Source organism: Pseudomonas sp. B8(2017), from assembly GCF_002113575.1.
In the GTDB taxonomy this organism is placed as follows: domain Bacteria; phylum Pseudomonadota; class Gammaproteobacteria; order Pseudomonadales; family Pseudomonadaceae; genus Aquipseudomonas; species Aquipseudomonas putida_Z.
Genome location: NZ_NEIO01000005.1, coordinates 148072 through 161095, shown reverse-complemented (window position 1 = coordinate 161095; position 13024 = coordinate 148072). Strand labels below are relative to the sequence as shown.

Below are 13024 nucleotides of genomic sequence, written 5' to 3'. Positions count from 1 at the left end.
CCTTACGAATTCTGTGTGTCAGCCACGGACGATCAGCGCCGCGTCGGCTTCGGCCTTTTCGGCCGCTTTCTGGCGGATGAGCTTTTCCAGCTCATCGACCAGGTTGTCGTTGGTCAGCTTCTGCGCCGGCTTGCCGTCGATGTAGATCAGGTTCGGCGTGCCGCCGGTCAGCCCCACATGGGCCTCCTTGGCTTCGCCCGGGCCGTTGACCACGCAACCGATCACCGCCACGTCCAGCGGCACCAGCAGGTCTTCCAGGCGCCCTTCCAGCTCGTTCATGGTCTTGACTACATCGAAGTTCTGCCGCGAGCAGCTCGGGCAGGCGATGAAGTTGATGCCACGCGAACGCAGGTGCAGCGACTTGAGGATGTCGTAGCCGACTTTCACTTCTTCGACCGGGTCGGCCGCCAGCGAGATACGGATGGTATCGCCAATGCCTTCGGCCAGCAGCATACCGAGGCCGACAGCGGATTTCACCGTCCCCGAACGCAGGCCACCGGCTTCGGTGATGCCCAGGTGCAGCGGCTGCACGATCTGCTTGGCCAGCAGGCGGTAGGCTTCGACGGCCATGAACACATCGGAGGCCTTGACGCTGACCTTGAAGTCCTGGAAGTCCAGGCGGTCGAGGTGCTCGACGTGGCGCAGGGCAGACTCGACCAGCGCTGCCGGGGTCGGTTCGCCGTACTTCTTCTGCAGGTCCTTTTCCAGGGAGCCGGCGTTGACGCCGATACGGATCGGGATGCCCCGGTCGCGGGCGGCATCGACCACCGCGCGCACACGGTCTTCACGGCCGATGTTGCCCGGGTTGATACGCAGGCAGTCCACGCCCAGTTCGGCCACGCGCAGGGCGATCTTGTAGTCGAAGTGGATGTCGGCAACCAGCGGCACGCTGACCTGCTGCTTGATGCGGCCGAACGCCTCGGCGGCGTCCATGTCCGGCACCGAGACGCGCACGATGTCCACACCGGCATCGACCAGGCGCTGGATTTGCGCCACGGTGGCGGCCACATCGTTGGTGTCGGTGTTGGTCATGCTCTGCACCGCGATGGGGGCATCACCACCCACCGGCACATTGCCGACCCAGATTTTGCGGGATTCGCGACGTTTGATCGGAGATTCGCCGTGCATGATTACTGTCCCAACTTCAGGCGAGCGGTCTCGCCACTGGTGAACGGGGCAACATCGACGGCCTGGCCGTTGTAGCTGACCTGGGCGCCACGGGCAAAGCCCAGGCGTACCGAGAATGGCGGCTTGCCGGTCAGCTCGAGGTTGTCCCCCTTGCGCTTGATGGCGCTGAACAGCACCTTGCCGTTGCCGTCGGTGACCTGGGTCCAGCAATCGGCGACGAACTGGATGGCGACCTTGGCGCTGCCAGCCGGCACTGCGGCGGGGGCGGCAGGCTCGGCAGTGGCCACGGCCGCTACCGGCGTAGCAGGTGCAACAGCCGCCGGGGCCGGAGCCGGGGCAACCGGTGCTACCGGCGCAGGCGTGGCAGCAGGGGCGCTGGCGACCGGTGGCACAGGCGCCTGCTGGGCCGGTGCCGGCACTGCGGCAGCGGTAGCAGTAGCAGTAGCGGCAGGTGCCGGGCTTGCCGGTGCCGGTTCGGCGGCGGCAGGCTGCTCGGCAGCGCCCTGCTCCAGCGGCAGCGGCGCGCTCTCGGGCTGCTGCCCAGCGGAAACAGCCTGGTCTTCAGGCTCATCGAGCGGGTGAATCTGGGTGGTACCGTCGGCGCTTTCGACTTCGACGTGCTCCAGGGCGATCTTGGCCAGGTCCTTGCCACGCAGGCTGCCCTGGTCCTGCCACCAGACGAAGCCGCCACCGACCACGGCCACCAGCAGCAGCAGGCTGACGCCGCGCAGGATATTGTGCGACAGGCGCACCGGCTCTTCGATACGGCCCAGCGAGTGCACGTCGCTGCCTTTGGCGTGGGTGCCGGTGTAACGGTCGAAGGCCTCCACCAGGGCAGCCTGGTCCAGGTCCATCAGCTTGGCATAGGCGCGGATATAACCACGGGCGAAGGTATGCCCCGGCAGCTTGTCGAAGGCGCCGGTTTCCACGTGGTTCAACGAACTGACAGTGAGGTTGAGCTTGCGGGCCACCTCGGCTTGTGACCAGTCCCGGTTTTCACGGGCCTGACGCAAAAGCTCACCGGGGTTCTGGCCAGGCGCTACTGCTACTTCGGGATGCGCGGCTTTCATCGTTGCTCCGACAGGTATTGCTGATATTCCGGCGTACCGGGATAAAGTCGTTGTAATTGCTGGCCCAGCTCGGCCAGTGTGCCCTGCTCGTCGAATACCCTGGCAAGGCGGCTGCCCAGCAGCAGGCTACGGGCATCGTGGTCGCTCAACTGGCTGAAACGATCGTAGTAGTCCCGGGCCGGCACATAATGCCTGTTTTCGTAGGACAACTCAGCCATTTCCAGCAACGCTTTCGGTTGCCGCTGGTTGAGTTGCAAAGCTTTCAGCAGATACGCATGTGCCTGGTCGCGGCGCTCGAGCTTCAGAGCGGTCAGGCCCAGGTTCTCGTACACGCGTGAGCGCTCAGGATACAGGGTATCGGCGCTGGCCAGGCGAAACATCTGCTCGGCCTCGGCAAATCGGCCCTGAGCATAAAGGAAACTGCCGTAATTGTTGCGAATTCGCGTGTCGCCCGTGCGTGCCTGCAGCGCCTTGCGAAAGTGCGTTTCGGCCAGCGCCGGCTCGCCTTCGGCCTGGAAGACCAGCGCCAGGGCGGCGTGTGCATCGGCATCACCGCCATCCAGGGCCAGGGCCTTGCCCAGCGGCGCCTTGGCCTGCTCGGTCAAACCCTGTTGCAAATAACCCAGCCCAAGCTGCACATAGGCCCGCCCCGCCTCTGCCCTGCCCTGGCGGCTGGCCAGGGGGTCGCTCGCGCCGCCCGACACGCAGCCGGCCAGCAGCGAAAGCGCAAGGATCGACAGCGCGGCGCGCAGGCTCATGGGCAAGGTCCCGGTCAGTGGCTGGCGGGGCTGTCTTGCAGCTCGGCGTCCGCGGACAGCTGGCGCACAGCGATGTAGCGCTCGCTGCGGCGGGTGCGGTCGTTGACCTGGCCGACCAGCTGACCACAGGCAGCGTCGATGTCATCACCACGGGTGGTGCGGGTGGTGACGTTGAAACCACCGTGGTGCAACAGGTCCTGGAAGCGGCGGATGGCGTTGTTGCTCGGCCGCTCGTAGCCGGAGTGCGGGAACGGGTTGAACGGGATCAGGTTGATCTTGCATGGCACGTCGCGCAGCAGCTCGATCATTTGCGCAGCATGCTCCGGCTGGTCGTTTACATCCTTGAGCAGGGTGTACTCGATGGTCAGCACGCGCTTGCCACCCAGGGTGGACATGTAGCCCATGCACGATTCCAGCAGCATCTTCAGCGGGTACTTCTTGTTGATCGGTACCAGCTTGTTGCGCAGTTCGTCGTTCGGTGCGTGCAGCGACAGGGCCAGCGACACGTCGATGTGCTTGGCCAGTTCGTCGATCATCGGCACCACGCCCGAGGTGGACAGGGTGACGCGACGCTTGGAAATGCCATAGCCCAGATCTTCCATCATGATCTTCATGGCGGCGATGACATTGTCGAAATTCAGCAGGGGTTCGCCCATGCCCATCATGACCACGTTGGTAATGGCGCGGTCGATCTTGGCCGGAACGGTCCCGAAGGATTTGTTGGCAAGCCACACCTGGCCGATCACTTCGGCGGCGGTGAGGTTGCTGTTGAAGCCTTGCTTGCCGGTGGAGCAGAAGCTGCAGTCCAGGGCACAGCCGGCTTGCGACGACACGCACAGGGTGCCGCGATCGTCGGTGGGGATGTAGACGGTCTCGACGCAGCTGCCGGAGGCAACGCGGACCACCCACTTGCGGGTACCGTCGGCGGAAATGTCTTCACTGACCACTTCCGGGCCCCGAATCTCGGCAACGGCCTCGAGCTTTTCGCGCAAGACTTTGCCGACGTTCGTCATGGCGGCGAAATCATCGACGCCAAAATGGTGAATCCATTTCATCACCTGGCCGGCGCGGAAGCGCTTCTCCCCGATAGAGTCGAAGAATTGTTCCATTTCCGGCAGGGTCAGACCCAGCAGGTTGATTTTGCCAGTAGATGTCGTCATGGATTCACCCTCACCCGTAAGCTTTCGCTTAGCGAGTGGTTACCTCGGTAGCAGCGAAGAAGTAAGCGATTTCGCGAGCAGCAGCAGCTTCGGAGTCCGAACCGTGAACGGCGTTGGCGTCGATCGACTCGGCGAAGTCAGCACGGATGGTGCCTGGAGCAGCTTCTTTAGGGTTGGTAGCGCCCATCAGCTCACGGTTCAGAGCGATGGCGTTTTCGCCTTCCAGAACCTGAACAACGACCGGGCCGGAAGTCATGAAGGCAACCAGGTCACCGAAGAAGCCACGAGCGCTGTGCTCGGCGTAGAAGCCTTCGGCTTCGGCTTTGGACAGTTGCTTGATTTTCGAGGCAACGATTTTCAGGCCGGCTTCTTCGAAGCGAGTGGTGATCTTGCCGATGACGTTTTTGGCAACGGCGTCAGGCTTGATGATCGAGAAAGTACGTTGAACAGCCATGGAAAACTCCAGAATATGAGTGTTACGAAAAATTAAACCCGCGAATTATACGCGGGTTCCGGGGGATTGCCTAACCTGCAGATGACGCTTAGTCGGCTTCGTCGATCCAGGCGGCCTGGATTGCCTCGAGCACCTTCTCACCGCCGCGTGACGGATCGTCGCTGAATTCTGGCAATGCCAGCACCCAGCTGTGCAGGTCGACGAAATTCACATAACGAGGATCGACTTCCGGCTTGCTTTCTGCAAGCTGGATGGCGATCTCAAGTACATCAATCCATTTCAGGCTCATGGGGCAAACCTCAGTGCGGCGCTTCGGCGGCGTGGTTGAGCGAATACTTGGGGATCTCGATGACCAGGTCCTGATCAGCGACGACCACCTGGCAGCCGAGGCGCGATTGAGCCTCCAGGCCCCAGGCCTTGTCCAGCATGTCCTCTTCCAGCTCGTCGGCTTCTTCGAGCGAGTCGAAGCCCTTGCGCACGATGCAGTGGCAAGTGGTGCAGGCCTTGACGCCGCCGCAGGCGCTTTCCATCTCGATGTGATGGTCGTGGGCCAGCTCCAGGATGTTGGTCCCGGGCTCGACTTCCACGGTCAGCCCTTCGGGGCAGAACTTCTCGTGCGGCAGGAATGTCACCAGCGGCATCGGTTACTCCTCGATCTCATTCAGGTTGCGCCCGGCCAGTGCGGCTTTGACCGTCGAATCAAGGCGACGGGCGGCAAATGCGTCGGTCACCTGCGACAGACGCTTGGTCTGTTGCTCGATGGCTGCGCCATCGGTGCCGGCCAGCAAATCACGTAGTTCTTGCATCTGGAATTCGATGGCGTCGCGCTCGTCACTGCTGAGCAGGCGCTCGCCGTCGGCGTCCAGGGCGCCCTGTACCGCTTCGAGCAGGCGCTCGCCGTCCACCTGGTGCTCGCGCAGCTGGCGGGCCTGCTTGTCGGAACCTGCGTGTTCGAAGGAATCCTTGAGCATGCGGGCGATTTCGCCGTCGGTCAGGCCGTAGGACGGCTTGACCTGGATGCTGGCTTCCACGCCCGAGCCCAGTTCGCGGGCGGCGACGCTGAGCAGGCCGTCGGCGTCGACCTGGAAGGTGACGCGGATTTTTGCCGCACCGGCGACCATGGCCGGGATGCCACGCAGCTCGAAGCGCGCCAGCGAGCGGCAATCGCTGATCAGCTCGCGCTCGCCCTGCAGCACATGGATCATCATGGCCGACTGGCCATCTTTATAGGTGGTGAATTCCTGGGCACGCGCCACCGGGATGGTGGTGTTGCGCGGGATCACCTTCTCCATCAGCCCGCCCATGGTCTCGAGGCCAAGCGACAGCGGGATGACATCCAACAGCAGCAGTTCGCCACCTTCGCGGCGGTTGCCGGCCAAGGTATCGGCCTGAATGGCGGCACCGATGGCCACCACCTGGTCAGGGTCGATCGAGGTCAGCGGGGTGCGGCCGAACAGTGCTCCGACGGCTTCACGCACACGCGGTACGCGGGTCGAACCACCGACCATGACCACGGCGCTGACTTCTTCCAGCTCGATACCGCTGTCACGCACGGCGCGACGGCAGGCCTTGAGGCTGCGGGCAACCATGGGCTCGATCATGGCTTCGAAGCCGGCGCGGCTCAGCTCGCCCTGCCAGGTGCCATGGCTGACGCTGACCACGTCGGCGTCGGTCAGGGCTTCCTTGGCGGCGCAGGCGGCCTGCAACAGCGCGCGCTGGGTGGCCGGGTCCAGGTCGGACGACAGCCCGGCCTGCTCGATGATCCAGCCAGCGATGGCGTGGTCGAAGTCGTCACCACCCAGGGCGGTATCGCCACCGGTGGCCAGCACTTCGAATACGCCGGCAGTCAGGCGCAGGATGGAAATGTCGAAGGTACCGCCGCCCAGGTCATAGATGGCCACCACGCCTTCGGCGTTCTGGTCGAGGCCATAGGCCACGGCAGCGGCGGTCGGCTCGTTGAGCAGACGCAGCACGTTCAGGCCGGCCAGGCGCGCAGCGTCCTTGGTGGCCTGGCGCTGGGCATCGTCGAAATAGGCCGGCACGGTGATCACCGCACCCACCAGCTCACCACCGAGGGTGGCTTCGGCACGCTCGCGCAGCACCTTGAGGATATCGGCGGACACTTCCACCGGGCTTTTCGGCCCCTGCACGGTGTCGATGAACGGCATGTGCGACTCACCGCCAACGAAGCGGTACGGCAGCTGCTCGCCCAGTTGCTTGACGTCGGCCAGGCCGCGCCCCATCAGGCGCTTGACCGACAGCACGGTGTTCAGCGGGTCGCTGGAAGCGGCATCGCGTGCAGCCTGCCCCACTTCGTTGCGCCCTTCGAGGTAGCGCACCGCGGACGGCAGAATGACATTGCCCTGCGCGTCGGGCAGGGGCTCGCTACGGCCGCTGCGCAGTGCGGCGACCAGGGAGTTGGTGGTACCCAGGTCGATCCCCACCGCCAGGCGGCGCTGATGCGGCTGAGGGCTTTGACCGGGTTCGGCAATCTGCAGTAGGGCCATGCTTATCTGAATACCTTAGGTGCCATCACGGGCAGCACCGGGTTAATCGTCGAGGCGCTCTTCCAGTTGGCGCACTTCTTGGGCGAGCTTGTCGAGGAACTGCATGCGGCGCATCAGGCGTTCGGCCTTGTCGCGCTCGCCTGGGGCGTCCCAGCAGGCGGCAAAGTCCTCGTTCAGCGTGTCCTGGGCGACCTTCAGGCGCTTCTTGAACACGGCCACGCCATCGAGGTCGGCTTCGTCCTGCAGTTCTTCGAGCTCTTCACGCCACTGCATCTGCTGCAACAGGAAGTCAGGGTCGTGGACCGTGACTTCCTGAGGCACTTCGTGGCCGCCGATGGCCAGCAGGTAGCGGGCGCGACGCGGCGCACTGCGCAGTGTCTGGTAGGCGTCGTTGAGGGCCGCGGACTTTTCCAGCGCCACGCGCTGCTCGCGCTCGGAGGCGTCGGCAAAGCGGTCGGGATGGACTTCGCGGGCCAGCTCGCGATAGCGAGTGGCCAGCTTGTCGAGATCCAGGCGGAAGCTTGGCTGGAGGTCAAACAATGCGAAATGACAAGGAGTACCCACAGCCAGCCTCAAACGTTGAAGCTTTCGCCGCAGCCACACTCACCGCGCACGTTGGGGTTGTTGAACTTGAAGCCTTCGTTCAACCCTTCCTTGACGAAGTCCAGTTCGGTGCCATCGAGGTAGACCAGGCTCTTGGGATCGATGATCACCTTGACGCCATGGTTCTCGAACACCTGGTCTTCGTCCGCCAGCTCGTCGACGAACTCCAGCACGTAGGCCAGGCCCGAGCAACCGGTGGTGCGCACGCCCAGGCGAATGCCTTCGCCCTTGCCGCGCCCTTCCAGGGAACGCCGCACGTGGTTGGCGGCGGCTTCTGTCATGCTGATAGCCATCAGGACTCCTTACCTCGCAACAGGCGACTTAGATCAAGCCTTTCTTCTGCTTGTAATCGCGTACGGCTGCCTTGATGGCATCTTCGGCGAGTACCGAGCAGTGGATCTTGACCGGCGGCAACGCCAGTTCTTCGGCCAGCTGGGTGTTCTTGATGGTCTCGGCTTCGTCCAGGGTCTTGCCCTTCATCCACTCGGTGGCGAGGGAGCTGGAAGCGATGGCCGAACCGCAGCCGTAGGTCTTGAACTTGGCGTCTTCGATCACGCCCTGCTCGTTGACCTTGATCTGCAGGCGCATCACGTCACCGCAGGCCGGGGCGCCGACCATGCCGGTACCGACGTCCGGGTCTTCGGCGTTCATCTTGCCGACGTTGCGCGGGTTTTCGTAGTGGTCGATGACCTTTTCACTGTATGCCATGGTGCAATTCCTTCCTCATCAGGGAGCCGCTCTTGCCGGCGACTGCTTAGTGGGCGGCCCACTCGATCTTGGAGATGTCAACGCCGTCTTTGTACATGTCCCACAGCGGCGACAGCTCACGCAGTTTGTTCACGGCCTCGCAGACTTTCTGCGCGGCGTAGTCGACTTCTTCTTCGGTGGTGAAGCGGCCGAAGGAGAAGCGGATCGAGCTGTGCGCCAGCTCGTCGTTGCGGCCCAGGGCGCGCAATACGTAGGACGGCTCGAGCGACGCGGAGGTGCAGGCCGAACCGGACGATACGGCAATGTCCTTCAGCGACATCAGCAGCGATTCGCCTTCGACGTAGTTGAAGCTCAGGTTCAGGTTGTGTGGTACGCGGGCAGTCTTGCTGCCGTTGACGTACAGCTCTTCGAGGTCCGAGACCTGCTTGAAGAAGCGGTCGCTCAGGGCCTTGATGCGTACGTTTTCCGCGGCCATTTCCTGCTTGGCGATGGCGAAGGCCTCGCCCATGCCGACGATCTGGTGGGTCGGCAGGGTGCCCGAACGCATGCCGCGCTCATGGCCACCGCCGTGAATGATGGCCTCCAGGCGTACACGCGGCTTGCGGCTGACGTACAGCGCGCCGATGCCTTTCGGGCCGTAGACCTTGTGCGCCGAGAACGACATCAGGTCGACCTTCAGCTTTTGCAGGTCGATTTCGACCTTGCCGGCCGACTGTGCGGCGTCAACGTGGAACAGCACGCCGCGCGAGCGGGTCAGTTCACCGATGGCGGCGATATCGTTGATCGAGCCGACTTCGTTGTTCACGTGCATCAGCGAAACCAGGATGGTGTCGTCGCGCAGCGCCGCCTCGACCATCGCCGGGGTGACGATGCCGTCTTCGCCTGGCTCGAGGTAGGTGACTTCGAAACCTTCACGCTCCAGCTGGCGAGCGGTATCCAGGACCGCCTTGTGCTCGATCTTGGAGGTGATGATGTGCTTGCCCTTGGTCTGATAGAAGTGCGCGACGCCCTTGAGTGCGAGGTTGTCGGACTCGGTGGCACCGCTGGTCCAGACGATTTCGCGCGGATCGGCGTTGATCAGTTCGGCAACCTGGCGACGACCGTTCTCGACCGCTTCCTCGGCTTTCCAGCCAAAGACGTGGGAGCGCGAAGCCGGGTTACCGAAGTTCCCGTCGACCAGCAGGCAGTCGGCCATCTTCTGGGCCACGCGTGGGTCGACCGGGGTGGTCGCGGAGTAATCGAGGTAGATCGGCAACTTCATTTGTCTCTCCTATCAGGCGGTGGCGTCGCTCGTCGTCCCGGTGGGATCAATCGACGGCGGACGTCTCAATCTTGTCCAGCTGGGCGGTTCGGCCTGCGACACGACGCAGGTCCTGACGCTGGGCGACTTCCTGCACCTCACGGCGCATGACGAGGTCGGCCAGGCTTATACCGCTGAGGAATTCATGGATCTGCTGGCTGAGGTCGCACCACAGGTGGTGGGTCAGGCAGGTGTCACCGGCATGGCAGTCCCCGAGGCCCTGGCAACGGGTGGCATCGACCGATTCGTTGACCGCATCGATGACCTGGGCCACCTGGATGGTTTCCATGCCCCGCGACAGCTGGTAGCCACCGCCTGGACCACGCACGCTGGAGACCAGGCTGCTGCGGCGCAGCTTGGCGAACAGCTGTTCCAGATAAGAGAGGGAAATGCCCTGGCGCTCGGAAATGTCGGCCAAAGACACCGGCCCATGCTGCGCGTGCAACGCCAGGTCGAGCATGGCGGTCACGGCGTATCGGCCTTTGGTAGTCAGTCGCATGGCTATTGGGTACCACGGGAGTTACAGGATGTGAGCGAGTATGCGATTCCCGAGCATTTAAGTCAACTATTAGACCTAGTGCTTTAGTCGGGTTTGCATCGGGGAGGCGGGCGCGATTGTAGCAGACAGGGGGCGTGAGCACACGCCCCGTATGTCACCATGATTTCAGCGCGGCGCAATCAATGCGACTGAGTGTCGCGCTGAGCCACATGGGCGACTTCCGTGAAGTCATCTTCCGGCAGGGCCGGCAGTTCCTTGGCGCAGTAATCGCTGCCCATCTTGGTCAGGGCGCCGCACATGCCCTCCAGCCGCTCGTCGACTGCCTGCAGGTGGTCGAGCATCTGGCCGATGGCACGGGCCACCGGGTCGGGCATGTCGCCACTGACACCATAGGCATCGAAGCCGATCTTCTCGGCCATGGCCTTGCGCTTGGCCTCGACCTCATTGTCTTCGCTCTTGACGATGATTCGCCCGGGGATACCCACCGCCGTGGCGCCGGCCGGCACTGCCTTGGTCACCACCGCATTGGAACCGATCTTGGCCCCGGCACCGACGGTGAACGGGCCCAGCACCTTGGCCCCCGCCCCTACCACCACGCCGTTTTCCAGGGTGGGGTGGCGCTTGCCCTTGTTCCAGCTGGTGCCGCCCAGGGTCACGCCCTGGTAAAGGGTGACATCGTCGCCGATCTCGGCGGTTTCGCCGATGACGATGCCCATGCCGTGGTCGATGAAGAAGCGCCGGCCGATGGTGGCGCCGGGGTGGATCTCGATGCCGGTCAGCCAGCGGCCGAAGTTCGACACCAGGCGGGCCAGCCACTTGAAATCACGCTTCCACAGGGCATTGCCCAGGCGGTGCAGCCAGATGGCGTGCATGCCCGGGTAGCAGGTCAGCACCTCGAAGGCGTTACGCGCAGCCGGGTCACGGTGGAATACGCTTTGAATATCTTCACGCAGGCGTTCGAACATCTGTCAGTCCTTCCGTTTATGCGGCTCGCCCCGGACCACTTTCTGGGTCTCGGTGAGGATGCCGCGCAAAATGCTCATTTCCGAACGTTCGACCGCCACCCGCCCATACAGCCGGCGCAGGCGCGGCATCAGGTGCTTGGGCTTTTCGGGGTCGAGAAAGCCGATACCGACCAGGGTCTTTTCCAGGTGGTCGTAGAACAGCTCCATTTCGTCCATGGTCGCCAGCTCGCTGGCGTCAACCTTCTCGACCTTGCCCGGCGCTGCACCGGCGGCCAGCCAGGCCATGCGCACCTCGTAGGAGAGCACCTGGACAGCGGCGGCCAGGTTCAGCGAGCTGAAGTCGGGGTTGGAGGGAATGTGCACATGGAAGTGACATCGCTGCAGTTCTTCGTTGGTCAGGCCGGCGTGTTCACGCCCGAACACCAAGGCGATTTCCTCGCCACCGTTGGCATGCTCCACCGCCTTTGCCCCGCACTCGCGCGGGCCGATCAGCGGCCAAGGGATGCTCCGCTCGCGGGCGCTGGTGCCCATCACCAGGTTGCAGCCGACCAGCGCCTGCTCGAGGCTGTCGACCACCTGGGCGTTGTCCAGCACATCGTCGGCACCCGAGGCTCGGGCGCTGGCATCCACGGCGGGGAACTCTTTCGGCTGCACCAGCACCAGACGCGACAAGCCCATGTTTTTCATGGCACGTGCAGCGCCGCCGATGTTGCCGGGGTGGCTGGTATTGACCAGAACAACACGAATATTTTGCAGCAAGGTGTTGTGCTCACAGATGCAGGAATCAGGGCCTTCGATCTTACAGAACCGACAGACGTAACGCCATGAAAGCAAATGTGACACTTCTGCCGCCAAAGTTTTCTGCTAGAATGATCGGCTTTCTTCTTTAACATCTCCAGGTGACCCGCCCATGCAGCCTATGCTGAATATCGCCCTGCGCGCCGCTCGCAGCGCCAGTGAACTGATTTTCCGCTCCATCGAACGCCTGGATAGCATCAAGGTCGATGAGAAAGAGGCCAAGGACTACGTCTCCGAAGTCGATCGCGCCGCCGAGCAGAGCATCGTCAACGCCCTGCGCAAGGCCTACCCGAACCACTCCATCCAGGGCGAGGAAACCGGCCTGCACGCGGGTAGCGGCGAAGAAGGCAAGGATTACCTGTGGATCATCGACCCGCTGGATGGCACCACCAACTTCCTGCGTGGCATCCCGCACTTCGCGGTCAGCATTGCCTGCAAATACCGTGGCCGCCTTGAGCACGCCGTGATCGTCGACCCGGTTCGCCAGGAAGAATTCACCGCCAGCCGTGGCCGTGGCGCCCAGCTCAACGGCCGCCGCCTGCGTGTCAGCTCGCGCACCAGCCTGGAAGGCGCCCTGCTGGGTACCGGCTTCCCGTTCCGTGACAGCCAGATGGCTGACCTGGACAACTACCTGGGCATGTTCCGCGCCCTGACTGGCCAGACCGCCGGCATCCGCCGCGCCGGCTCCGCCAGCCTGGACCTGGCCTACGTGGCCGCCGGCCGTTTCGACGCCTTCTGGGAGTCGGGCCTGTCCGAATGGGACATGGCGGCCGGCGTGCTGCTGATCCAGGAAGCGGGCGGCCTGGTGAGCGATTTCAACGGTGGCCACGACTTCCTCGACAAGGGCCATATCGTTGCGGGCAACATCAAGTGCTTCAAGGCCGTGCTGACTGCTATCCAGCCGCACCTGCCAGAGAACATGAAGCGCTAAGCGCGGATTGCCGGCACAAAAAAGCACCCCTTGGGGTGCTTTTTTTATGCCTGTGGCTTTGCATTATCTGTGCAGGCCTCTTCGCGGGCTTGCCCGCTCCCACAAAGATGGCACCAGCCTCGAGGGCAGCGCTATACCTGTGG

Annotated in this window: 16 protein-coding genes; 1 reads left to right on the top strand and 15 read right to left on the bottom strand. The window is 63.4% G+C overall.

Translation table 11 applies throughout. The features are described from left to right. Positions 1–18: 18 nt before the first annotated feature. From ispG to trmJ, 15 genes are all read right to left on the bottom strand, one after another. Positions 19–1128 carry a flavodoxin-dependent (E)-4-hydroxy-3-methylbut-2-enyl-diphosphate synthase gene (gene ispG, locus CAG22_RS10420; protein WP_003257869.1) on the bottom strand — a complete coding sequence of 370 codons (1110 nt, stop codon included), beginning with the start codon at positions 1126–1128 and terminating at the stop codon, positions 19–21. A 2-nt stretch (positions 1129–1130) separates the two neighbouring features. Next, on the bottom strand, positions 1131–2198 hold the full coding sequence (locus tag CAG22_RS10415) for a RodZ domain-containing protein (protein WP_085705435.1): 1068 nt from the start codon (positions 2196–2198) through the stop codon (positions 1131–1133). Then, entirely contained in the window at positions 2195–2956 is a 762-nt protein-coding gene (pilW, locus tag CAG22_RS10410; protein WP_025337776.1) for a type IV pilus biogenesis/stability protein PilW, read from the bottom strand. The genes CAG22_RS10415 and pilW overlap by 4 nt, the downstream gene beginning before the upstream one ends. 14 nt (positions 2957–2970) lie before the next feature. Then, entirely contained in the window at positions 2971–4116 is a 1146-nt protein-coding gene (rlmN, locus tag CAG22_RS10405) for a 23S rRNA (adenine(2503)-C(2))-methyltransferase RlmN (RefSeq protein ID WP_075043830.1), read from the bottom strand. 28 nt (positions 4117–4144) lie between these two features. Continuing rightward, entirely contained in the window at positions 4145–4570 is a 426-nt protein-coding gene (ndk, locus tag CAG22_RS10400) for a nucleoside-diphosphate kinase (RefSeq protein ID WP_011532343.1), read from the bottom strand. Between the two features lie 88 nt (positions 4571–4658). After that, the gene (iscX, locus tag CAG22_RS10395; protein WP_025337774.1) at positions 4659–4859 is read right to left on the bottom strand and encodes a Fe-S cluster assembly protein IscX; all 201 of its coding nucleotides are present in this window, start codon (positions 4857–4859) and stop codon (positions 4659–4661) included. Between the two features lie 10 nt (positions 4860–4869). Beyond that, entirely contained in the window at positions 4870–5211 is a 342-nt protein-coding gene (gene fdx, locus CAG22_RS10390) for an ISC system 2Fe-2S type ferredoxin (RefSeq protein ID WP_025337773.1), read from the bottom strand. 3 nt (positions 5212–5214) lie between these two features. After that, positions 5215–7077 carry a Fe-S protein assembly chaperone HscA gene (hscA, locus tag CAG22_RS10385; protein ID WP_085705434.1) on the bottom strand — a complete coding sequence of 621 codons (1863 nt, stop codon included), beginning with the start codon at positions 7075–7077 and terminating at the stop codon, positions 5215–5217. Positions 7078–7119: 42 nt separating this feature from the next. Continuing rightward, the gene (hscB, locus tag CAG22_RS10380) at positions 7120–7641 is read right to left on the bottom strand and encodes a co-chaperone HscB (RefSeq protein ID WP_015269012.1); all 522 of its coding nucleotides are present in this window, start codon (positions 7639–7641) and stop codon (positions 7120–7122) included. 8 nt (positions 7642–7649) lie between these two features. Next, positions 7650–7973 carry an iron-sulfur cluster assembly protein IscA gene (iscA, locus tag CAG22_RS10375; RefSeq protein WP_003257854.1) on the bottom strand — a complete coding sequence of 108 codons (324 nt, stop codon included), beginning with the start codon at positions 7971–7973 and terminating at the stop codon, positions 7650–7652. Between the two features lie 28 nt (positions 7974–8001). Next, positions 8002–8388 (bottom strand): Fe-S cluster assembly scaffold IscU, encoded by a 387-nt coding sequence (gene iscU / locus CAG22_RS10370; protein ID WP_003248539.1) that lies wholly within the window; start codon positions 8386–8388, stop codon positions 8002–8004. 46 nt (positions 8389–8434) lie between these two features. Further along, a complete protein-coding gene (locus CAG22_RS10365; RefSeq protein WP_013971017.1) occupies positions 8435–9649 on the bottom strand; it encodes an IscS subfamily cysteine desulfurase in 1215 nt (404 codons plus the stop codon). 46 nt (positions 9650–9695) lie between these two features. After that, positions 9696–10187, bottom strand: coding sequence for a Fe-S cluster assembly transcriptional regulator IscR (gene iscR / locus CAG22_RS10360; protein WP_008092572.1), 492 nt, complete (start codon positions 10185–10187; stop codon positions 9696–9698). A gap of 179 nt (positions 10188–10366) precedes the next feature. Continuing rightward, a complete protein-coding gene (gene cysE, locus CAG22_RS10355; RefSeq protein WP_085705433.1) occupies positions 10367–11152 on the bottom strand; it encodes a serine O-acetyltransferase in 786 nt (261 codons plus the stop codon). Between the two features lie 3 nt (positions 11153–11155). Continuing rightward, the gene (gene trmJ, locus CAG22_RS10350) at positions 11156–11911 is read right to left on the bottom strand and encodes a tRNA (cytosine(32)/uridine(32)-2'-O)-methyltransferase TrmJ (protein ID WP_031325634.1); all 756 of its coding nucleotides are present in this window, start codon (positions 11909–11911) and stop codon (positions 11156–11158) included. Positions 11912–12062: 151 nt separating this feature from the next. Between trmJ and suhB the strand changes: the two genes are divergently transcribed. Then, positions 12063–12881 carry an inositol-phosphate phosphatase gene (suhB, locus tag CAG22_RS10345; RefSeq protein ID WP_025337769.1) on the top strand — a complete coding sequence of 273 codons (819 nt, stop codon included), beginning with the start codon at positions 12063–12065 and terminating at the stop codon, positions 12879–12881. Positions 12882–13024: the final 143 nt, after the last annotated feature.